General features: G+C 72.1%; 19 protein-coding genes. 6 read left to right on the forward strand and 13 right to left on the reverse strand.

All coding sequences use genetic code 11. The features are described from left to right. Nucleotides 1-33 precede the first annotated feature (33 nt). Entirely contained in the window at nucleotides 34-819 is a 786-nt protein-coding gene (locus tag ACT2CW_RS34480; RefSeq protein ID WP_445517414.1) for an IclR family transcriptional regulator, read from the reverse strand. A 445-nt stretch (nucleotides 820-1,264) separates the two neighbouring features. On the opposite strand from ACT2CW_RS34480, the gene ACT2CW_RS34485 reads away from it, so the two are divergent. Further along, nucleotides 1,265-2,635, forward strand: coding sequence for a PHB depolymerase family esterase (locus tag ACT2CW_RS34485; RefSeq protein WP_445517413.1), 1,371 nt, complete (start codon nucleotides 1,265-1,267; stop codon nucleotides 2,633-2,635). A gap of 74 nt (nucleotides 2,636-2,709) precedes the next feature. Here ACT2CW_RS34485 and ACT2CW_RS34490 read toward each other — a convergent pair whose 3' ends face one another. Beyond that, a complete protein-coding gene (locus tag ACT2CW_RS34490; RefSeq protein WP_445517412.1) occupies nucleotides 2,710-3,687 on the reverse strand; it encodes a glycoside hydrolase family 16 protein in 978 nt (325 codons plus the stop codon). A gap of 317 nt (nucleotides 3,688-4,004) precedes the next feature. On the opposite strand from ACT2CW_RS34490, the gene ACT2CW_RS34495 reads away from it, so the two are divergent. Continuing rightward, nucleotides 4,005-4,178: a hypothetical protein gene (locus tag ACT2CW_RS34495; protein WP_445517411.1), complete on the forward strand. Its 174-nt coding sequence runs from the start codon at nucleotides 4,005-4,007 to the stop codon at nucleotides 4,176-4,178. A 223-nt stretch (nucleotides 4,179-4,401) separates the two neighbouring features. On the opposite strand, the gene ACT2CW_RS34500 is transcribed toward ACT2CW_RS34495, so the two are convergent. Then, on the reverse strand, nucleotides 4,402-5,037 hold the full coding sequence (locus ACT2CW_RS34500; protein WP_432047849.1) for a hypothetical protein: 636 nt from the start codon (nucleotides 5,035-5,037) through the stop codon (nucleotides 4,402-4,404). Between the two features lie 659 nt (nucleotides 5,038-5,696). Between ACT2CW_RS34500 and ACT2CW_RS34505 the strand changes: the two genes are divergently transcribed. After that, nucleotides 5,697-8,858, forward strand: a complete 3,162-nt coding sequence (locus ACT2CW_RS34505; protein WP_445517410.1) for an AfsR/SARP family transcriptional regulator — start codon at nucleotides 5,697-5,699, stop codon at nucleotides 8,856-8,858. A 42-nt stretch (nucleotides 8,859-8,900) separates the two neighbouring features. Here the strand turns inward: ACT2CW_RS34505 and ACT2CW_RS34510 are convergent, their stop codons facing one another. The 10 genes from ACT2CW_RS34510 to glyA form a co-directional block, all read right to left on the reverse strand. Further along, nucleotides 8,901-10,652 carry an ABC transporter ATP-binding protein gene (locus ACT2CW_RS34510; RefSeq protein ID WP_445517409.1) on the reverse strand — a complete coding sequence of 584 codons (1,752 nt, stop codon included), beginning with the start codon at nucleotides 10,650-10,652 and terminating at the stop codon, nucleotides 8,901-8,903. After that, nucleotides 10,649-11,206: a lasso peptide biosynthesis B2 protein gene (locus ACT2CW_RS34515; RefSeq protein ID WP_445517408.1), complete on the reverse strand. Its 558-nt coding sequence runs from the start codon at nucleotides 11,204-11,206 to the stop codon at nucleotides 10,649-10,651. Before ACT2CW_RS34515 ends, ACT2CW_RS34510 begins: the two co-directional genes overlap by 4 nt. Further along, complete coding sequence (locus tag ACT2CW_RS34520) at nucleotides 11,203-11,499, reverse strand: PqqD family protein (protein ID WP_182468216.1); 297 nt, start codon at nucleotides 11,497-11,499, stop codon at nucleotides 11,203-11,205. The genes ACT2CW_RS34515 and ACT2CW_RS34520 overlap by 4 nt, the downstream gene beginning before the upstream one ends. Further along, nucleotides 11,496-13,034, reverse strand: coding sequence for an asparagine synthase-related protein (locus ACT2CW_RS34525; RefSeq protein ID WP_445517407.1), 1,539 nt, complete (start codon nucleotides 13,032-13,034; stop codon nucleotides 11,496-11,498). The genes ACT2CW_RS34520 and ACT2CW_RS34525 overlap by 4 nt, the downstream gene beginning before the upstream one ends. 283 nt (nucleotides 13,035-13,317) lie before the next feature. Continuing rightward, entirely contained in the window at nucleotides 13,318-13,446 is a 129-nt protein-coding gene (locus tag ACT2CW_RS34530; protein WP_267950677.1) for a hypothetical protein, read from the reverse strand. A gap of 106 nt (nucleotides 13,447-13,552) precedes the next feature. Further along, entirely contained in the window at nucleotides 13,553-14,167 is a 615-nt protein-coding gene (locus ACT2CW_RS34535) for a sarcosine oxidase subunit gamma (RefSeq protein ID WP_445517406.1), read from the reverse strand. After that, complete coding sequence (locus tag ACT2CW_RS34540; RefSeq protein WP_445517405.1) at nucleotides 14,160-17,063, reverse strand: sarcosine oxidase subunit alpha family protein; 2,904 nt, start codon at nucleotides 17,061-17,063, stop codon at nucleotides 14,160-14,162. The genes ACT2CW_RS34535 and ACT2CW_RS34540 overlap by 8 nt, the downstream gene beginning before the upstream one ends. Further along, entirely contained in the window at nucleotides 17,060-17,356 is a 297-nt protein-coding gene (locus tag ACT2CW_RS34545; RefSeq protein WP_020865506.1) for a sarcosine oxidase subunit delta, read from the reverse strand. The genes ACT2CW_RS34540 and ACT2CW_RS34545 overlap by 4 nt, the downstream gene beginning before the upstream one ends. Before the next feature lie 79 nt (nucleotides 17,357-17,435). Then, nucleotides 17,436-18,656, reverse strand: a complete 1,221-nt coding sequence (locus ACT2CW_RS34550) for a sarcosine oxidase subunit beta family protein (protein ID WP_445517404.1) — start codon at nucleotides 18,654-18,656, stop codon at nucleotides 17,436-17,438. Continuing rightward, nucleotides 18,653-19,969 carry a serine hydroxymethyltransferase gene (gene glyA, locus ACT2CW_RS34555; protein ID WP_445517403.1) on the reverse strand — a complete coding sequence of 439 codons (1,317 nt, stop codon included), beginning with the start codon at nucleotides 19,967-19,969 and terminating at the stop codon, nucleotides 18,653-18,655. Before glyA ends, ACT2CW_RS34550 begins: the two co-directional genes overlap by 4 nt. Before the next feature lie 96 nt (nucleotides 19,970-20,065). Here glyA and ACT2CW_RS34560 point away from each other — a divergent pair, with 96 nt between their 5' ends. The 3 genes from ACT2CW_RS34560 (at nucleotide 20,066) to ACT2CW_RS34570 (ending at nucleotide 21,921) form a co-directional block, all read left to right on the forward strand. Further along, complete coding sequence (locus ACT2CW_RS34560) at nucleotides 20,066-20,731, forward strand: GntR family transcriptional regulator (RefSeq protein ID WP_037965141.1); 666 nt, start codon at nucleotides 20,066-20,068, stop codon at nucleotides 20,729-20,731. 126 nt (nucleotides 20,732-20,857) lie between these two features. Then, the gene (locus ACT2CW_RS34565) at nucleotides 20,858-21,190 is read left to right on the forward strand and encodes an aldehyde dehydrogenase family protein (RefSeq protein WP_445517402.1); all 333 of its coding nucleotides are present in this window, start codon (nucleotides 20,858-20,860) and stop codon (nucleotides 21,188-21,190) included. Then, a complete protein-coding gene (locus tag ACT2CW_RS34570; protein ID WP_445517401.1) occupies nucleotides 21,187-21,921 on the forward strand; it encodes a hypothetical protein in 735 nt (244 codons plus the stop codon). Before ACT2CW_RS34565 ends, ACT2CW_RS34570 begins: the two co-directional genes overlap by 4 nt. Nucleotides 21,922-21,925 lie beyond the last annotated feature (4 nt).

Consider the following 21,925-nt stretch of genomic DNA (forward strand, 5'->3'; position numbering starts at 1 on the left):
ACTCCGCGCGCGGCGCCCCCTGGAGGCGTCGGCTCACGCGCCGTTCTGCCGACGGGACAACGCGCGGGAGATGGTCCGGCCGGTGGCCATGACCAGGGGCGCGAGCGCGTTCCGTCCGGCATCAGAGGTCCCCGGGACGACGGACACGGCGGCGACGACCTCGCCCGTCGCGTCCCGCACGGGGGCCGCGGCCGACACCGTGCCCCCGGGGCCGGGCCACCGGCCGTTCACCGCGAAGCCTGCCCCCTCCACCTCGGCGAGCACGCGACGCAGGCCGGTCGCCGGGGCGTGGTGGACCAGATAGTGCTCTCGGACGGTGGACCCCGCGTACGCGAGGAGCACCAGGCCGTCACCGGTGGTGTGCGCCGGGCGCCGGCCGCCGACCGGTTCGCCCGCTCCGCCGGTTCCCGGGGCGCCGATCCGCTCCACGAGCACGGTCTCCATGCCGTCCAGCACCGCCAGCCGAACCTGCTGCCGCCCGGTCTTCCGGTACAGGCCGAGGAGGAAGGGCATCGCCACGTCTCTCAGCTCCAGCCAGCGTGGGGCCATTGCGGCGACCGCCCACAAGTGCAGACCGATCTCGTAGCGGCCGCTCCGGTGCCGTTCGAGGGCACCCCAGGACAACAGCTCGCCGACGAGCCGGTGCGTAGTGGCCAGCGGCATCCCGGTTCGTCGGCTGATGTCCGTAAGGGTCAGCCGACGGCGTTCCCCCGCGAACGCGTCCAGCACGCTGAGAACCCGGCCGGCCACCGAGCGGGGGGCCGGTTCCTTCCCGGCGGGCGCGCCGCCGGGCGGAGGTGGAGGCGGCGCTGAACGCATCGGGGGATCCTCTCGGCGGATAGGGCCGTGTGCCGCACAAAGGAGGCATGCGGTTGATAGTTGACATGCCTGCAAGCTTCGGATGCGGGTAGCGGCAGGGCCACCCCTCGCCCTTGGATATGAAGCTGTCGTTTGCGCATAAGCCCGTTGTGCACGTCCTGGAGCCCCCGGGAGCGGGGCGCACGAGCACGCGGCCGGATTGATGCGGATGACGCATCGACAGATCCCGGTTTCGACGCTGGACACCGTTCGAACACAGCTTGGAGACTCACGGGTGGTACGGCGATGCCCGCCACCCGCCTCGCCCGCTGAACGACCCGGCCCGGCCACGCATCGGCGCTCACCCCGCCCTACCGCTCCTTCTCGGTTCCCCCGCACCAGGCGATCGGCTCCACGTCCGGCCCTCCCGGGCCGCCCGACATCTCACGGAGGACCCTTGAGAAAGATGACCAGACGTACGGCCTTCGCCATGGCGGCGGGCACCGTCACCGGCTCGTTGGTGATCAACACGGCCACCGCGGCGGCCGATGCCCCGGCGCCGGGACGGCCGGTGGCGGCCGGAGCCAATCCCGTGCTGCGGACCGCCCTCATCACGCAGGTGACGCCCAGGAACAACTGGCGGGTGACCGCCGTCGCCATCCGCTACGCGGCCCCCATCGACTTACGTGGCGGCGTCATCCCGCCCTCCGCCTTCCAGGTCACCGCCGACCTCGGCGGGCAGAGCGCGGCTCGGACGGTCACCCGGGTCTACCCGAACACTGCGGCCAGGACGGACGACGTCCCCGACGCGGGACGGCCGGGCAGATACCTCGTCATCGAGCTCGACCCGGACGACACCAATGCGCAGGCTGCCGGCACCGACCCGCTTCCGCTCCAGCGCGCCTACACCGTCAGGCAGGTGGCCGATGTGCGGACCCCCGGTGGTGACGTGGTGCTCGCGGCAGGTCCGTTGGCGATCCGGAACGACGACGTCATCACCCCGGTGGTCGACGACTTCACAGCGGGATCGTTCACCGACTCCACCGGATTCGAACTGGCCTTCCGGCTGTACCAGCCGGAGGGGTTCGTGCGGAGTCCGGGGGCGGCCGCGCGGTATCCGCTCGTCGTCACCCTGCACGGCGGTGGCGAGGTCGCCGACAACAACATGACCCAGCTCACCGCCAATCGCGTCGCCGTCACCTTCGCCAAGCCGGAACGCCAGCGTCGGCACCCGGCGTTCGTGCTCGCCCCTCAGATCCCACTGCCCCGCCCCATGGACGGACCCGACGGTACGGACTGGACCGACCCCAAGGTCCGCTCGGCGCTGGTCGAACTCATCGACGCCTTCACAACACAGCGCCCCGTCGATGCGGATCGGCTCTATCTCGTCGGCCTGTCATCGGGTGCGCGAGGCATCTTCAACCTGCTCCCGAGGCGTCCCCACACCTTCGCCGCGGCCCTGGCCACCGCCGGCTGGGGCGACCCGTCCACCATGGACGGGATCACGCACATCCCGATGTGGACCGACCACTCCATCGACGACCCGGTGGTCCCCTACCGCGAAGGACGGTTCGGAAAGCCCGGCACCTGGACGCTGATGAACGCGCTGGAGAGCGCCGGTGCGCGGGTCACCCGCGGGGAGTGGGCCAACGACCTGCCGAAAGCGGAGTTCGAAGCCCGCTCCAGGGCCCTGCTGCACCGGGCCCGCCGGGCCGGCAGCCATGTGCTGTTCACGAGCTACACGCCCGGCACGACGCCGGTGAGCCCGCACTTCGCGTGGGCCCAGACTTACGAGAACGACGTCGTCATCGACTGGCTCTTCGACCAGTCCCGTTAGGCGTACCGGACGCGCCCGGCCCCACCGCGCTGGTGGGACTGGCCGCTCCGCTACGCGGATGAACGTGCGCGGCGCTACTTGCTCACCTTGACGGAGAACCAGTCCACGCTCATTCCCTCACCGGAGGTGGTGTCCGCCGCCGGTGAGGTGCAGCCGCAGACCTTGTTCGGGTAAGAGCCGCCGACCGCGACGTTGAAGATGGCGAAGAACCCGTGGTCGACCGCCTTCTTCCAGGTCTCGGCCGACACCTGGTTCTGCTTCACCGTGAAGGTCTCCTTGCCGTCGCGGTAGAAGCGCAGCTGTTCGGCGGAGGTGTCGGTGCGATCCACGATCACGGAGTACGTGTGGTAGTCGGTCTGACAGCCGTCGCACGGCAGCAGATCGCTGGTGATCCCGTCCGGGTCGTGGCACTCGCCCGCCCACTCACCGCAGTGGAAGGTGCTCGAGTGCTTGCTCAGCCCGTTGACGGCCTCCATGATGTCCAGCTCACCGATGCTCGGCCAGTTGGTGGCCCCGACCGGGCGCGCGTCGGCGCCCATGGCCCAGAAGGCGGGCCAGATTCCGAGGGCCTTCTCCGGGTTGGGCTGCTTGAGGGAGGCACTGATCTCCAACTGCCCACCGGCGGGCGCCTCGAAGTCGGTGCGCTGGGTCTCCACGCGGCCGGAGGTCCACTTGCCGGAACCGTCACGGATCGGCTTGATCACCATATGCCCGTCACCGTCGTGGTAGACGTTGTCGGTGGAGTCCGTGACCGACTCGATCTCGCCGGTGCCCCAGTTCGCGGCGCCGCCCGGGTAGCCGGTGCCGATGTCGTACAGCCAGTCGTTCTTGTTCAGACCGGTGCCCGCCGCGCCGTCGAAGTCGTCCTGGAAGACGGTGGTCCACTCGGCCTTGGCCGCGGGCTCGCCCGCGGCGGCGGTGTTGGAGGACACCGTGAGAGCCAGCAGTCCGGTCACCGGAAGCGACAGGGCGGCCACGAAGGCCAGAACGCGTCGTCGGCGGCGGCGGGGTTTGGCCTCCGCCGTCGTAGCTGAGGAAGTGATCCTGAACATGTGGGGGGCTGCTTTCGTTCGAAGGAACAGCGGTGCCCGGATGTGCGAGCCCCCGTGGCCCGCTCCTGGCGTGGGGGTGATGGGAGATCGGGCTACGGGAACTCGGGCACAGTGGGCAGAGCGAGCGCCCATGGGGTCGAGAGAGCGCTCACACGGAACGACTGTCTTGGACCCCGCCCTTGTCGGTCAAGGGCCTTGCTGAATTCACTAGTTGAACGAAAGCCGTTTCGGTTGACCGCACCGCGGCGGATGTATCGATCGCCCCACTTCAGAGTTGGAGGCATGTTCGGGGTGCCGGTACTGGTGCTCGCCAACTCTTGACGACGCGGCACGCCGTCCTGGCGGACCTGCTGCTGGACGCGGTCCTCACCGAGGGGACCGACGAAAACGCCGCGCAGGCGGCGGTGCGGGCCGCCGAGCGGCGCGGCCGGCGGATGGCTGGCCGTTCCACCCGCTCACCGGGAAGGCCCCCGACTTGGTGTGCGGCATGAACCATGCCTTCCTCGCCGGTTACGTCAACGGGCTTGAAGAATGATGGGCGGATGGCCCGGGATCGCTGATACGGGCCGCTCTCGGGCGGCCCACTGGCCCGTCGATGGACGGCGGAGCCAGCGGGCGGCGGCCGGTTTCACCGGCGGGGTGATGCCTCGGAGAGGCGAAGAAGCCGAGAGGTCGAGAGGTCGAGATTGTCGACAGACTCAGCGGCCTGGAAGCCTAGAACAGGCGGTTCAGGCGGAGCGACAGGTAGCAGCCGCCGGCGCGGCCGTCGGTGTCGTCGCTCACGGTCACGGAGTGGCCCTCATAGGCCGTGTCGTAGGTGTCCTTGGGGCGGTAGTTCTTGCACTGCCCCCCGGCGTCGGCGCCGCCGTCTCCGTAGAACTGCACGTCGAGGCCGATGTCCGAGCGACCGGAGAGGGCGAAGGTGAGGTTGCACCAGCCCGCTCGGCCATCGGTGTCCACCCGGATGTTGTCGCCGAAGGTCTTGAACGGCTTGATCGGGATCACGTGCGTGCCCCCGTTCTGGCACTGGCTGTCGTCGCTGCCGGGCTCCGGCTCCCAGGTGTAGGTGGCGGTCAGGCCCGCGAGGGAGTTCGACGGGTCGTAGATGCCGAAGGCCAGCTGGCAGCCGCCCGCGCGATTGTCGGTGTCCAGGCGGATGGCGGTGGACCAGTCGGGCGCGGTGACCCACCGCTCCGGCGGATTCGTCGGCCCGTCGCACTGGCCGTCGCCGTCGGGGTAGAAACGAACGCCCAGCTCGGGCGAGGCGTTGGCCGAGGACGACGCGGCGCCGGCCGACGTGGCCGTCAGGCCGCTCACCATCAATAAGCCGACCGCCAGCGCGGATCCCATTCGGGTCGATCTTTTGCCCAGCTTCAGCTTTCTCACGTGTGTCTCCCAGGGTGTCTTCGCTTGATGCCGAAAAGGTGCCGAACCGTTCCACGAGCGCGCATGACCATCACTGAATTCCTGGCAGGTGCGTTGGAACAGGGCGGAGCAGGGAGGAGCGGAGAGGAACAGAGGGAAACCGAGGTGGATCCGATGGAGCAGACGGGAAGGCGAAAATGGACCCTCCCCGGACCGCGGCGCCGCTCTGGCAGGTCACGGCGGCGACGGCAGAATTATCCAGGCCACGTCGGGACGAGCGGCAAGCTGGATATCGGCCAGGTATGGCCGAATCAGAGGCGCCTTCAGGACGAAGGTGAATATGGGGTTTCCTGGTGGTGGAGCGATGGGCGCGCGCTATCAGATGGGGCTCTGTCCTGGGGAGGGGCCGGTCGACCCCGGGATATGGGCCAAGGCCATGGGCTGACGAGTGGGGCGCGCGCTGCCCGACCGGAAGCGCTCATGGCCGAATATGGCGGGGAAGGGAGAGGTATTTCTGGACACCACCGGCGCTTGCGGGAAGCATGACCACCTGGCATACGCAGGTGAAGGCCTCTCGCGTCCGAGGCGGGTCCGAGGCGGGTCCGAGGGCGGGCTGGGGGCGGGGCTCGGGTCGGGGGGAGACCATGCGCGTTCAGGTACTTGGGCCGTTACGGGTCTGGCACGGCGAGGCCGGAATCGACCTCGGCACACCTCATCAGCGAGCCCTCCTCGGCCTGCTGGTCCTGGCAGGGGGACGGTCGCTGTCCCGGGCGGAGCTGGCCGACGCCCTGTGGCGGGCCCGGCCACCGCGCAGCGCCGTCAATCTCATCCAGACCTACGTCAAACGATTACGCCGCCTGCTGGAGCCCACCCGTCCGGCCCGGACCCCCAGCGCGCTGCTGCCCAGGGTCGGGGACGGCTACGCGCTCCGCGTTCCCCAGGACGACGTCGACCTGTCCCGCTTTCGGCAGCTGGCGACGCGGGCCGAGGCCGCACGGCGCGACGGCGACGATCGCGGCGCGGCAGCGCTGCTGGCTGAGGCGCTCCGGCTGTGGCAGTCCCCGCCGATGGCGGATCTGCCCCTCCTGGCCGCCCATCCCGCGGTGGTCGCGCTGGCCGAGGAGCGGCGGGCCGCGGTGGCGAAGTACGGCGACGCGATGATCGCCGCGGGGGACGCCGAGGAGGCCCTGCCCATCCTGGCGGAGACCGCGGCCGCGCACCCGCTGGACGAGCGGGCACAGGCCCGTCTGATGCGGGCCCACGGCGCCGTCGGACAGCGGGACACGGCCTTCACGATCTATCTGGACAGCCGCCGCAGACTCGCCGACGAACTGGGTGTGGAGCCCGGCGCCGAATTGACCGCCGCCTACGCCGCGTTGCTGGGGGAGGCGGCCGGGAGACCGGGAGCCTGTGCGGCAGGCCCCACGGGAACCCGTTCCCGTGGGGCCGACGTCATTCCGGACGCCCCCGGGCACGAAGCCCGGCCCGTCCCCGGGCACGAACCCGGGCCCGCGTCGGGATCCGTCCCCGAGCCCGCGTCGGGATCCGCCCCCCGACCCCGGCCTGGGGACGATCAGCCGACGAGCCCGGACCGGCCCGCCCCGCCCGCCCAACTCCCGGCGGACGTCTACGGCTTCACCGGCCGATCGGCCGAGCTGTCCGCGCTCGACCGGCCCTGGGCCGGGGACGAGCGGCCCGGCCTCCGGGCGCCCGGACCCGCGACCATCGCGCCCGGACCCGCCACCATGACGATCTCGGTGATCTCCGGAACCGCCGGCGTCGGGAAGACCGCGCTGGCCGTCCACTGGGCGCATCAGGCACGCGACCGGTTTCCCGACGGGCAGCTGTACGTCAATCTGCGCGGCTACGACCCGGACCGGCCGCTGTCCTCCGGTGACGCCCTCACCCGCTTTCTGCGCGCCCTGGGGCTGAGCGGTCGGCACATCCCCCTCGACCCGGACGAGCGGGCGAGCCGCTACCGCACCGAGATGGCCGACCGCCGGATGCTCGTCGTGCTGGACAACGCCCTCTCGGTCGAACAGGTGCGCCCGCTGCTGCCGGGCACACCCTCCTGCGCGGTGTTGGTCACCAGCAGGGACAGCCTGGCCGGTCTGGTGGCGCTGCACGGCGCCCAGCGGATCGAGCTCGGCCCGCTGGTCCCCGCCGAGGCGACCGCGCTGCTGCGCCTGCTCATCGGCGACCGGGCTCGGACGGACCACACCTCGTCCGCCGTGCTGGCCGAGCAGTGCGCACGGCTGCCGCTGGCGCTGCGGGTGGCGGCCGAACTGGCTGCCACCCGTCCGGGAGTGACCTTGTCCGAGCTGGTGGCGGAGCTGAGCGACCAGCAGCGGCGGCTCGAACTGCTGGACGCGGGCGGGGACTCCCGGGCCACCGTGCGATCGGTGTTCTTCTGGTCGTACCGTCATCTGCCTCCCGCGGCCGCCCGGACGTTCCGGCTGCTCGCCCTGCACCCGGGGCCGGACTTCGGCGTCCACGCCACCGCCGCCCTCACCGGCGAGGACGTGGACCGGGCCGGCAGCCGGCTCGCCCTGCTGACCCGGGCCCATCTGGTGCGGTCCTCCGGGCCCGGGCGGTACGCCATGCACGACCTCCTGCGCGCCTACGCGGACCGCCTGTCGCTCAGGTACGACGAGCGGGCGGACCGCCAAGCGGCCGGCATCCGCCTGCTCGACCACTATCTGGCCGGTGCCACCGCGGCGATGGACACGCTCTACCCGGCCGAGCGGCACCACCGCCCCGGCACCGCGCCCACGGCGGCATCGGCCCCGCCCATGCGGGACCAGGCGGCGGCGCGGGCCTGGCTGTCCGCCGAGATCCCCGTCATGAGCTCGGTCTGCGCCAGGGCCGCGGACGGACACCGGGCCGACTACGCCGTGCGCCTGGCCGCCGTGCTCTTCCGCCACCTGGACGGCGGCCACCACATGGAGGCGCTGTCGTTCCACACCCACGCGCTGCGCGCGGCCGAGCACATCGGGGACAGCGCCGGCCGGGCCCACGCACTGACCAACCTCGGCGTCGTCCACTGGCGGCTCGGCGCGTACCGATCGGCCGCCGTCCACCTGCGGCAGGCCCTGGTCCTCCATCGCGCCTCGGGCGACCGTGCGGGCCAGGCCCGTACGCTGTCCAATCTGGGCAATGTGCACTGGCGGTCGGGCGACCACCCGTCCGCCGCGCACTGCCACCAGCAGGCCCTGTCGCTGTACGAGGAACTGGCCGACCGGGTCGGCCAGGCCCGCACCCTGACCAACCTCGGCAATGTGTGCCAGCGGCAGGGGGAGTACGACCTGGCCGACGCCTATCAGCGCCGGGCACTGGAGCTGCACGGCGTGACGGGCGACCAGATCGGCCGGGCCCGGACGCTGACCAACCTCGGCACCGTGTGTCTCCGCCAGGGCCGTTACGAGGCGGCAGCCGACCACCACGGTCAGGCCCTCGAGCTCTTCCGCCGGTTCGGTCACCACGGGGGGCAGGGATACGCGATGACCGGCCTGGGGGATGTGTATCTGCGGCAGGGGCTGCCTCTCGTGGCCGCCGACCACCACCGCCAGGCCCTGCGCCTGTTCCGTACCAACGGCGAGCGCTACGGCGAGGCGTCCGCGCTCAACGGCCTGGGCGAGGCGCTGCGCGGGGCCGGGCGCCCCGGCGAGGCCGTCGTCTACCACGTCAGGGCCGAGGCGGTCGCGGCGAGCACCGGTGAGCGCGACGAGCAGGCGCGCGCCCGGCTCGGCGCCGCGCTGGCGCGTGGCGACAGCGACGCCGCCGACGCGTCCCCCACCTTGCGTTAGCCCCACGCCGGCCCCCTCCCGCCACCCGGCCGCGCCTTCGGCTCAGACGAGAAGCTGACGTCCGGCCAGTTCCCGGTACAGGGGCGAGGCGTCGAGGAGTTCGGCATGGGTACCGCGGGCGACGACCCGGCCCTCTTCGAGTACGACGATGAGGTCGGAGCGGACGATCGTGGACAGCCGGTGGGCCACGACCAGCACCGTGCGGTTGACGGAGACGGAGTCGATCGCCTCGGCCAGAGCGGCCTCGTTGCGGGCGTCCAGGCTGGCGGTGGGTTCGTCCAGCAGGAGCAGCGGTGGCGCCGCCAGCAGCACGCGGGCGATGGCCAGCCGCTGGCGTTCGCCACCGGAGAGCAGCACCCCGCCGTCCCCGACCTGGGCGTCCAGCCCCTGGGGAGTGCGGTGGACGAGACCGCACAGGTTCACGGCGTCGAGTACGCGCAGCAGGGCGGCGTCGTCGGCGCCGGGCGCGCCCAGCAGCAGGTTGTCCCGCAGGCTGCCCGCCAGCGCGGGCGCGTCCTGCTCGACATAGCCGAGCTGGCCGCGCAGGACGGCGAGCGGCAGTTCACGGGCGTCGACCCCGTGGAGGCGGACGGCGCCCGCGGTGGGCTCGTAGAACCGCTCGGCGAGGGCGAGCAGGGTGCTCTTGCCCGCGCCGGACGGCCCGACCAGCGCGACCCGGAAGCCCCGCGGGATGTCCAGGCTGACGCCGCGCAGCACGGGTGTGCCGTCGGGATAGTCGAAGTCCACGTTCTCGAAGGCGAGGACCGGCCGGTGCGCCGGGCCGACGGGGACAGGACGGTGGACGGCCGCGGCGCCGGCCTGGGGTTCGGTGGGCAGGGCCCGTACCTCCTCGATCCGGGCGAGCGCCCCGAGCCCGGCCTGGAAGGTGGTGTACGCCTGGAGCGCCTGGGCCATGGGCTGGACGAACAGCAGGAGATAGAGGACGAACGCGACGAGGTCCGCCACGTCCACCGCGCCCGACGCCACGCGGGTGCTGCCGTAGCCCAGCACGGACAGCAGGGCCGCCTGCATCGCGACATTGGTCAGGGGTACGGCCAGCGACTCCAGGCGGGCCACCCGGAGCCCGGCTTCGTAGGCGGCCGCGGCGCTCCGCTCGATCTGCGCGGCCTCACGTTCCTCCGCGCGGGCGGCACGGATGGTGCGCACCGCGGTCAGCGCCCGCTCGACGGAGGCCGTCATGGCGCCCACGGCCTGCTGCGCCAGGCCGCTCAGGTGCCGGACCCGGCGCGAGACCGTGGCCACGGCGACGACGCCGGCCCCCACCGACAGCAGGGTCACCACCAGCAGTGGCGGATCGATGCTCCCCATCAGGACCACGGCACCGAGCGCGACCACCACGCCCGAGCCCAGGTCCACCAGACCGCCGGTCACCACGGACCGCAGCAAAGTGGTGTCGGCGCCCACCCGGGAGATCAGGTCCCCGGTGCGCCGCCGGTCGAACTCCCCGACCGGCAGCCGCAGCAGAGTCCCCACCAGGGTGCGGCGGGCCATGAGGACCACGCCCTCCGCGGTGCGCTGGAGCAGATAGCGCTGGACTCCCTCCAGGGCCGCGGCCGCCACCACCACACCGACCAGGAAGGCGAGGGCGGCGCCGAGACCGGAGCCCCCGCTCGCCGCCCCCAGCGTCCGCTGGACCAGCAGCGGCTGGGCGAGGGCCGCCGCCGCCGACACCAGGGACAGCCCCATGACCGCCAGCAGCGCGCCGCGGTGCGGGGCGAGGTACGGCCACAGCCGGGACGGCCGGCGGCCGGACGCGCCTGGTGCGCCGCTCACGGGGTGAGCCCCCGTCGCCGTCCCGGCGCCGCCGGAGTGTCCGCCGGCTGGGCGGAGCCGATGCGCTGGAGTACGCGATAGCCGACGGTGACGTCCTGGTTGTCGTTGAGCACGACGCCGTGGACCTCGGTCCAGGCATGGAAGGTGTCCTTCTCGAACGTGCTGGTCAGCGCCCTGGCCACACAGACCTCGGCGGGCAGGCCCAGCGCCGCCAGATAGCGGGCCAGGGCCAGTGAGCGGGGCAGGCAGTCCGCCCGGGGCAGCAGGACCCGCAGCACCGACTGGGACCAGAACACCTGTCGCCGGGCCAGGAGGACGCCCACATCCGGGTGGAGTTCGCGCGGACGCCAGGCGCCCGGGGCCGGCCGGGCTCCTTCGAGGAGCGGGCGGGCCCTGCTCCAGCCGCGACGGCGGTAGGTCCACGCTGCCACGGCGGTGGCCCGGAGCGCGCGCAGCCGTAAGAGCGGTGGCACGCCCGGCGGCGGCGCCGCGCCCGGGGCCGGATCCGCCAGGAAGAACTCCCAGTCCGCCAGCGGCTTGGTGAGGGCTCTCACGGTCGCCCCTCCTCGGCCGGGGCGAGCAGGCCGTGCTGGGCGAGCTGGTGCGCGAGGGTGGTGACGCCGGCTTCGAGGGTGCCGCTGGGTGCCTCCACCAGTTCCCCGAGATGGGCGACCACCTCCTCGACCGTGCCGAACCGCAGGGCGGCGCCGAGCATCAGCGTCGCGGTCGCGTTCAGGGCCAGATAGACGTCCTTACGGGTGTCGAGGATCACCCCCGCCTCGTCGGTCGGATCGAAGACGGCGTGGTCGGCCAGGCGCAGCAGAGGGGGAGCGGGGTTCACGGTCATGGGGTCCTTCCCTCGTAGTGACGCAGGAAGATCTCGGTCATGGCGGCGTGGACCAGCGTCTCGGCGTTGCGGCGCCTGCGGTGCGGGTCGGTCAGCACCTCGGTCAGCCGTGCCGGGTTCACCACACCCATGCGGACGAGCCGGGAGTCGGGCCCGCCCATCAGTTCATGGAAGGCGTCCGTGTCCGCCAGGGCGCGGTGCTTGTGCGCGGAGGACATCCACAGGCGTCCGTACCGGCGCCATACGGACGCGGGCAGCCGGGTGGACAGCAGCAGCCGGAGCACCGGCTTGGTGATCACCTGCCCCTGGTAGGGGATCATCCGGTACGCGTCGGGCATCCGCGCGGCCAGCCTGCGCAGGTCCCGGGAGCCCAGAGGGTTGCACATCATGATTCCGCGCGGCCGCCACGACGTCAGTTGCGCGCAGGCGTCCTTGACCGAGTAGTCGTCCTCGGCCGGTACGTCTGCGAACGGGTCGTCCGGGACGCCGGGCACGGGTTCGAGGAAATCCGTGGCCCGGGCGAGGCCGCCGCCGGACCGGATGTCGTCGAACAGCGAGCGGGTCCGGGAGGCGGTGCGGACGATCCGCGGGGATTCCCAGCGGGAGCTGATCAGACCCGCGCAGAGCGCCGCCCTCTCGCGGAACGGGATGTCTCCGGCCAGGGCGTCGTGCAGCCCGTAGCGGAGCGGGCCGAACCGCAGGTCGCCGTCCCTGCCCCACACCAGCAGTCTGACGCCGTCGGTGTGCACCCGCTCCGCCAGTTGCTCCAGCCAGGGAAACCCCACATTCAGGAAGGGGTGGGGGAAGGCGCGCCCGCGCGGTGGGAAGTCGCCGTCGTAGCCCGCCTTGACCATCTCCAGCGGAACGGACAGGTGGTCGCAGATCGTTCGCGCATAGGCGGACTCGTCGGCCAGCGGGTCGTCCACCACATGGTGGTAGGCCACCACATCGGCCCCGGCCTCGACCAGGGCGCACAGCACGGCCGCCGAGTCGAGCCCGCCGCTGACCATGACTCCGACCCGGCCCGCGCCCACGTACGCCCGGGCCTCCCGCAGCAGCATCTCGTAGGCGAGCTCGGCGTACTGGGCCAGGGGCGTGCGGCGCGGCAGGTCCAGCGGCGCGAGGGCGTCGAACCGGACGGTGGACAGGGTCCTTTGGTCGGCGACGACGAGCTCGCCGGGGCGCACGGGGGTCAGTCCGTGGTAGATGAAGACCTCGTCGCCGCGACAGCACCGCCAGATGGCCTGCCGGCTGAACTCCTCGCGTTCCCGGTCGAGCAGGCCGGCCGGGTCGGTGGACCAGCTCACCACCGGGCCGTCCCTGCGGTACAGCAGTCCCTCGGTGCTGACGAGGTTCCGGAACAGCGTCACCTTGCGCGGGGTCACCAGGGCCCCGCACAGCTCACCGGGCAGCCGCGCGAGTTCCGCGTGGCGGCCCTCGCGGACCAGATCTGCGATCCGCCGCTGCCATCCGTCCGCCGCCGGACGGGTCACCGGACCGGACAGCAGCAGATGCTCCCCGGGGCCGGTCTCCACCGGCCGGAGGGAAGTGTCCGGGGCCGGTCGCCGCACCGCCCGGTGAGGTGTCGGCGGTGTTCCCCGGTTTGCGAACGGCAGGCGGGCGAGCCCGATTTCCGCGTCGGCGGCGTCGAAGTCCACCCGACCGGAGATTCCGAGAAAGTCCCCGACCAGCAACAGAGCACCCCTTTTCGCCACATGGTCCAGCCGGTACCTGATGCCCCGCCCAGGTCAGGCGGGGCCGAGCGCATCCGCTCCCGCCCGAAGGGGGCGGGAGCGGAGCGGGTGGTATCGGCCGCCGTCAGCTGAGGCGCCGGTGCGTGGTGATGACGTTGTCGAAGGTCTGCCCGATGGTGAGCCATCCGGTCAGTTCCTCGACCGTGCCCAGCACGGTGACATTGGGCTCCACATACGCCAGCTTGATCTTCATCGGAGTTCCTCCCCTTTGGCCGGGTTCGGTGTGTGTTCCTCCTCAGGTTGCGTCGTACGTTTGGACGAGGACTGGACGTCCGGTGGACACGGCCGCGCCGTCCCTGTCAGGGCACCTCCGGTCCGCGGTACTCGCGCATCGCGTCGATGAGCCAGCGCGCCAGATAGTCGGCGAACGAGGACCGGGGGAGGAGCCGGTACGTGGGCGCGTCGTCGAGCTGCCAGAGCAGCACCGGGACGGGGCCCACCGTGGTCGACACCGCCCGGCCGGGGCCGAAGGCGCGGGGGTGCAGGTCCAGCCGGCAGCCCTTCTCCAGCACCTGGCGGGCGGCCGGGCCGCTCAGTTCGAGCGTGGTGCGGTTCGCCGAGACGTCCACGACCGAGCCCGGGTCTCCCGCGAGTGCCTGCCGCAACTCGGCGGTGTCGATGGGCGCTTCGCACAGCACGAGCCACTCGTCGGGGCCGAGCCAGACGGCCGTGTGGGGGCCGGACGCGGCGGTGTGTCCGCACTCCCGCGGCAGCGGCGCCCCCAGGGTCTTCTCCACGCGGCCGGCCGCCTCCGAAGCGGGGTCGAGGCGCAGGTTCACCATGGAGAGGAACGGCCGCTCGGCCAGGGTGACGCCGCGGGCGCCGGTGACGGCGGCCGCGCGCATCCGGTCCGCCAGATGTGCCAGGGGGCTGGTGCGCAGCCCCACCGGGCCCGCGTCGGTCGGCTCAGCCATCTCGCTTGGTCCCTTCGGGGTCGTAGAGCACGGGTTCGGTGACCTGGACGGATACGAGGTCGTCGCCGACGGGGGCGAGCAGCGTGTCCCCGACGCGGTCCCGCCCGGCGCTGACCAGGGCGAGGGCGAACGGCCGGCCCAGCGCCTGGCTGTGGTAGCTGGAGGTGACATGGCCGAGCATCGGCACCGGCCCGGCCTCGGGGGTGACGGGCACGTCCGGCGCGATGAGCTGGGTGCCCTCGGGCAGCCGGGTGACGCGATCGCTCGGCAGGAGGCCGACCAGGTGCTTGCGGTCGGGGCGGGAGGTGTCGGGGCGGGAGTACGAGCGCTTGCCGATGAAGTCCTTCTGCTTGGAGACCACCCAGGACATCCCGGCATCCTGCGGGGTGACGGTGCCGTCGGTGTCCTGGCCGACGATGATGTAGCCCTTCTCGGCCCGCAGGACGTGCATGGTCTCGGTGCCGTACGGGGTGATGTCGTACGGTCGGCCCACCGCGTACACCTCCTCCCAGACCGCAAGGCCGTACCACGCCGAGACGTTGATCTCGTAGGCCAGTTCGCCGGAGAAGGAGATCCGGCAGATGCGGGCCGGGACACCGGAGGCCAGGGTGGTCTCGCGGAGGGCCATGAAGGGAAACGCCTCGTTCGACAGGTCGACGTCGGGGGCGAGATGGGCGACCACCTCGCGCGACTGCGGGCCGACCACGGCGATCGTCGTCCACTGCTCGGTCACCGAGGTGCAGTGGACGTCGAGCTCGGGCCACTCGGTCTGGAGCCACTCCTCCAGCCAGTCCAGGACCCCGGCGGCGCCGCCGGTCGTGGTGGTCATGAAGTAGCGGTTCTCCTCGAGGCGCAGCGTGACGCCGTCGTCGAAGATCATGCCGTCCGGCTTGCACATCACGCCGTAGCGGGCCATACCGGGCCTGAGCTTCTTGAAGCCGTTGGTGTAGACGCGGCCCAGGAACTCCCCGGCGTCCCGGCCCCAGATCTCGATCTTGCCGAGGGTGGAGGCGTCCATGAACGCCACCCCCTCGCGGGCCGCGCAGCACTCGCGGGCCACGGCCGCGTCCATGTCCTCACCCGGCCGGGGGTAGTACCAGGGGCGCTTCCACTGCCCGACGTCCTCGAACACCGCCCCCTGGGCGACATGCCAGTGGTGGATGGAGGTCATGCGTTCCGGGTCGAACAGCTCACCGCGCTCCCGTCCGGCCAGGGCGGCGAAGGCCACCGGCGTGTACGGCGCCCGGTAGGCCGTTGTGCCGATCTCTCCGGGCGACGCGCCCGCGCCGAGGAGCTCGGCGATGACACCGATCGCGTTGACGCCGGAGGTCTTGCCCTGGTCGTTCGCCGTGCCGAGCGAGGTGTAGCGCTTGACGTGCTCGACACCGCGCATGCCGGTCCCGGTGGACCGCCGGATGTCGGCGACGGTGGCATCGCGCTGGAGGTCGACGAAGTGGGTGTCCCAGCCGCCGGGCTCGCCCTCGGGGGCGGGCACCAGCCACAGCGCGCGGATCGGGCCGGCTCCGGGCCGTGCGTCCCCGGGCGACGGCAGGGGGACCGGGAACCCGGCGTCCGTCGCGGCCCCCGCACCGGCCCGCGCCCCCTCGGCCAGACAGCCGTCGAGGTCGTAACGCCCCCGGGCCGCGCCGACGACCCGCTGGTCCCGTACGGTGCCGTCGGGTACGAACGCGACCAGGTCCTCGTCCCAGCGCAGCCTGCCCTGGCGCTGGCTGTGCAGGTGCACCACCGGGCTCCAGCCGCCCGAGACGGCGAGCAGGTCGCAGTCGAACGACTCCGGCTCGCCGGTGAGCCGACCCTCCTCGCCGAGGGCCTGGACGGTGACACCGGTGAGCCGGCCGCCGCCCGCGGTGCCGACCACCGCACTGCCCGTCAGCACCCGCACACCGGTCGCCGTGGCGACCTCGGCGGCCCGGCGGGACAGCTCGGGACGCGCGTCCACGACGGCGGCGATGTCGATCCCGGCGGCGTGGAGATCGGCGACCGTGTCATAGGCGCTGTCGTTGGTCGTGCTCACCACCGCCCGCGAACCGGGCACCACGGCGTACCGGTTGAGGTAGGAGCGCACGGCTCCGGCGAGCATCACCCCGGGCCGGTCGTTCCCGGCGAAGACCAGCGGACGCTCGTGGGCGCCGGTCGCCAACACCACCTGGCGGGCGCGGATGTGCCACAGCCGCTGGCGCGAGACGCCCTCGGCGGGGTCGGGCGCCTCGGCTCCGAGGTGATCGGTGCGCCGCTGCACGGCCAGCACATAGTTGTCGTCGTAGGAGCCGAACGCCGAGGTGCGGTGCAGGACGACGGCCTCCGGGGCGGCGTCGAGCGCGGCGCGGACCTCGGCGACCCACTCGAGGGCGGTCTGCGCGCCGACCCGCTCGGCGCGCCCGGAGAGCAGCGAACCGCCGGGCTCGGGCTGGTCGTCGAGGAGGATCACCCGGGCGCCGGAGCCCGCGGCAGCGGCGGCGGCCGCGAGTCCGGCCGGTCCGGCGCCGATGACCAGGACGTCGGTGTGGATGTACTTCTTGTCGTAGACGGCGGGGTCGGGGGCCGGGTCGAGCCGTCCCATCCCGGACAGCGTGGTGGCGGACAGCCCGTCGTACAGCTCCACGGTCGTCGCCGGAAGCATGCCCTCCGAGCACGGACCGCCGAGCTGTACCAGGGCGTTGGGCTCCTCGACGCCCGCGGCGACGATGCCGCGCGGGCGGCCGCGGTAGATCGACGGGGCGACCTCGACGACCCCGTTCGCCAGCATCGCCGAGGCGACGGTGTCCCCGGGGTGCCCGGTCAGCTCCCGCCCGTCGACGGTGAACCGCAGCACGGTGCCACGCTCGATACGGCCCCCTTGCCGGAGCCGGCAGCGCTGATGGGGCTGGTCGGTCATCGATTTCCTCCGGCCTGGGGCAGTTCGGGGCGGGGCGCGTCGAGCCGGTAGGAGGCCAGCACCTCGTAGCTGACGGTGTCGCGCAGGACGTTGAACCAGCGGCGGCAGCCGGTGCTGTGCGTCCACCGCTCGGCGAAGGGGCCCTTGGGGTTGTCCCGGTAGAAGACGTAGGCGGCCCACTGCTCGTCGTCGAGGTCGGCGGGGCGCTCGGGGTAGGGGACATGGGCCTGTCCCCCGTAGTGGTACTCGGCCTCGTCGCGAGGACCGCACCATGGGCAGGTGATCAGCAGCACGGTGTCCTTCTCTCAGCGGGCTCTCAGCGGGCTCTCGGCGGGCTCTCGGCAAGCGCTCAGTGGGCGCTCGGCCGGGTTCTCAGTGGGCCACGGCCGCGGCGCCGTGTTCGTCGATCAACGCGCCCGTCGCGAAGCGTTCGAGCGCGAAGGGGGCGTTCAGCGGATGCGGTTCGCCCCTGGCGATGGTGTGCGCGAAGGTCCAGCCGGCGGCCGGGGTGGCCTTGAACCCGCCGGTGCCCCAGCCGCAGTTGACGTAGAGGTTCTCGACGGGGGTGGTGCCGATGACGGGGGAGGCGTCCGGGGTGACGTCGACGATGCCGCCCCAGGTCCGCAGCACATGCGCGCGGGCGAAGACGGGGAACAGCTCGACGGCGGCGGCCATCTGCTGCTCGATGACATGGAACGAGCCGCGCTGCCCGTAGCCGTTGTACGAGTCGACGCCCGCGCCCAGCACCAGCTCGCCCTTGTGCGCCTGGGAGACGTAGACGTGCACATGGTTCGACATGACCACGGTCGGGTGCACCGGCTCGTGCAGCTCGGATACCAGCGCCTGGAGCGGATGGGACTGCACCGGCAGCCGGAAACCGGCCAGCTCGGCCAGCACGCTGCTGTGCCCGGCGGCCGCGAGGCCGACCCGGCCCGCGCGGATGCGGCCACGGCTGGTCTCGACGCCCACCACCCGGTCGCCGTCCTTGAGGAAGCCGGTGACCTCGCACCCCTGGATCAGGTCCACACCCATGGCGTCGGCCCGGCGCGCCAGCGCCCACGCGACATGGTCGTGCTTGGCGATACCGGCCCGCGGCTGGAAGGTGGCGCCGAGGACCGGATACCGGGTGCGGGACGAGACGTTGAGGATGGGGCAGACCTCAGCGACCTCGTCCGGCGTCAGCCACTGGGCGTCCACGCCGTTGAGGCGGTTGGCGCCCACCCGGCGCACGCCCTCGCGGACGTCCTGAAGGGTGTGGGCGAGGTTGAGCACGCCGCGCTGGCTGAACAGGAAGTCGTAGTCCAGCTCCTCCGGCAGCCCCTCCCACAGCTTGAGCGCGTGCTCGTAGATCGCCGCGCTCTCGTCCCAGAGGTAGTTGGAGCGGATGATCGTGGTGTTGCGCGCCATGTTGCCGCCGGCCAGCCAGCCCTTCTCCAGGACCGCGACGTTGGTGATGCCGTGGTTCTTGGCCAGGTAGTAGGCGGTGGCCAGGCCGTGGCCGCCCGCGCCGACGATGACGACGTCGTACGAGGAGCGTGGCTCGGGGTTGCGCCAGAGGAAGTCCGGGTGCTCCGGCAGCGGCTGGGCGGTCATGCCGCGCCTCCGTTCGGGCGGGGGTAGAGGGGGAAGGCGGAGGCGAGCTTCTCGACCCGGTCGCGGAGCAGGCCCGCGCGCTCGTCGTCGAGCCGCTCGTCCTTGAGGGCCTGGGCGATGATGTCGGCCACCTCCCGGAACTCCGTCTCGCCGAAGCCGCGGGTGGCCAGGGCCGGTGTGCCGATCCGCAGCCCCGAGGAGACCATCGGCGGACGGGGGTCGAACGGCACCGCATTGCGGTTGACCGTGATGCCGACGCGGTGCAGCCGGTCCTCGGCCTGCTGTCCGTCGAGCGCGGAGTCGCGCAGGTCGACGAGGACCAGATGGACCTCGGTGCCGCCGGTGAGCACCGTGATCCCGGCCTCGGCCACATCGTCGGCCAGCAGCCGCCCGGCGAGGATGCGGGCTCCGGCCAGGGTGCGCCGCTGGCGATCCCTGAACTCCTCACCCGCCGCCACCTTGAAGGCCACTGCCTTCGCCGCGATGACATGCTCCAGCGGGCCGCCCTGCTGACCGGGGAAGACCGCCGAGTTGATCTTCTTGGCCAGGCCGGCACGGCTGAGGATCACCCCGCCGCGCGGGCCGCCGAGGGTCTTGTGCGTGGTGGTCGTCACGACATCGGCGTACGGCACCGGGTTGGGGTGGAGGCCCGCGGCCACCAGCCCGGCGAAGTGCGCCATGTCCACCATCAGATACGCGCCGACCTCGTCCGCGATCCGGCGGAAGGCGGCGAAGTCCAGCCGGCGGGGGTAGGCCGACCAGCCCGCGACGATCATCTTGGGGCGGTGCTCCTTGGCCAGCCGCTCGACCTCGTCCATGTCGATGCGCAGATCGGACTCGCGCACGTGGTACGGCACGACGGTGTAGAGCTTGCCGGAGAAGTTGATCTTCATGCCGTGGGTCAGATGGCCGCCGTGCGCGAGGTCGAGGCCGAGGATGGTGTCGCCGGGGGAGAGGAGGGCGAACATCGCGGCCGCGTTGGCCTGGGCGCCCGAGTGCGGCTGGACGTTCGCCGCCTCGGCGCCGAAGAGCTCCTTGACCCGGTCGATGGCGATCTGCTCGACCACGTCGACGTGCTCACAGCCGCCGTAGTAGCGGCGGCCGGGGTAGCCCTCGGCGTACTTGTTGGTCAGGACCGAGCCCTGGGCCTCCATGACCGCCGACGGGGCGAAGTTCTCCGAGGCGATCATCTCGAGCGTGGACTGCTGGCGGTGCAGCTCGGCCGCCACCGCGGCGGCGATGTCGGGGTCGAGCTCGCTGAGCGGGAGGGTGAGCGGGGAGGCGAATGTGCTGGTCGACGGATTGATTGCCATCTGTGCACCATCCTGAGAGCCAACTAATGGGCAACTGATATATCAGCCTCTGCGGTAAGGTATGAGAGCTCGCGACACAGGTCAAGGGGGCATTTCATGCAGCAGGTGGCGACCGAACCCGCGGGCGAGGAACTCTCCCTCGCCGAGCGCGCGTATCGTGCCATCCGCGACCGGCTCGTCATGCTCGAGATCCGCCCGGGCGCGCCGATCAACGAGGACCAGCTGGCGCAGTCCCTCGGCGTCGGACGCACACCGGTGCGCGAGGCGCTCAAGCGGCTCCAATACGAGCGCCTGATCACGACCTACCCCCGGCGCGGCACCTTCGCCACCGATGTCAACATCACCGACCTGGCCCATATCTCCGAGGTGCGCCAGGAGTTGGAGCCCCTGGCCGCCGCCCTGGCCGCGCGGCGCGCCACGGCCGCGGACCGTGCGACCCTGACGGCCGCCCTGCGCGAGCTGGCGGGCGCGGACTCACCCCAGCGCGACGCCGCCGAGCTGATGCGCCTGGACCTCCAGGTCCACCGCGCGATCTACGCCGCCACGCACAACCCGTACCTGGAGGACACGCTCGTCCGCCACGACAATCTGGCCACCCGCATCTGGTGCCTGTTCATCGACCGTCTGTCCGACATGGCCGGTCACGTCGGAGAGCACGGGCCGTTGATCGAGGCGGTCGTCGCCGGTGACGCCGACAAGGCGGCACAGCTCGCCCACAGCCATGTCGAGGGCTTCGAACGGGCCATTCGCGCCGCGATCTGAGGCAGGATCCGGCCGTACGCGGCGTCCGCCTCAGTGTGTGGCGCCCCGCGGATCCTCCCGGTGCATACGGGGCCTGCCCGCCGGCGTGGTCCACAGGCGCGGCTCGCCGAGCACCCGGACGTCGACATGATCGCCCTGACCGGTTCGGTCACCAGTGGCCGTGCCGTGGCCCGGGCAGCGGCCGACAGCCTCAAGCGGGTGCATCTCGAACTCGGCGGCAAGGCCCCGGTGGTGATCTTACCGGACGCCGATCTCGCGGCCGCCGCGTCGACCCTGCGCGTCGCCGGTTTCTGGGCCCCATGGTCTCGAAGGCGCACTTCGACCGGGTCACGGGGTACGTGCGAGGTCGGACCAGGGGCCGAGGCGCGGCGGGGGAGGTACGACCACGGTCCGATCTGGAAGTGTGGTCCGTGCTCCGACGACGTGGCGTACGTGCCGGCGACATCGTTGCCCCCATGACCGTCACTTCTCCGTCAACCGCCGCGCCGCGGGCTCTCTTCCCGGGACGCTGGGTGGGTGGCGCATCCCTCGTGGTCGGGCCCTTGCTGGTGCTCACCGGTGTGCTGCTCCGTATGCGCTTCGACTTCTTCTTTCCCGCGCAGCTGCGCGCGTACGAGCGGCACCCGCATCTCATGACCGCCTCGTACAGCCTTGTCGCTGCGGGGTGGGTGCTGCTCTGGCCGGGAGTGGCGCTCCTGGCCGCCCGGATCGGTGAACGTTTCCGGGAGCTGGCCGTATGGGGTGGTGTTCTCACGGTCCTGGGCCTGTTCGCCCGGGCGTTTCACGCGGGTGTGGACCACGCGGACTTCCAACTGGTGACCGCCGATGGCGCGGCGTCTGCGGCGCGCACCGTGAGCGAGACCTATGGCGCCTTCCACGTCTTCAGCGTGCTGAACGCGGCCATCATGGGCGGCTGGATCCTGCTGGCCGTCGGCGCCCACCGCGCACGGGTGCTCGGACCTCTGCGTGCGGCGGCCCTTGGCCTGGTGTCGATGATGCCACTGGGGGTGCTGAAAGGGACGACCGCGTGGTCGGTCGCGGCTGCCACGGGGCTGTGCGTGGCACTCGTACCGCTGGGCGTGGCCACGTGGCGCGCAGGGCCGACTCCGCGGGCGGCCACCGTCGTCGGGCGGCTTGTGCTGGTGGCTGCGGTGGCCACCGCGATGTTCTGCTTCGGGCAGGCGGGATGAGCGC

It is taken from the genome of Streptomyces sp. NEAU-174 (assembly GCF_052665095.1).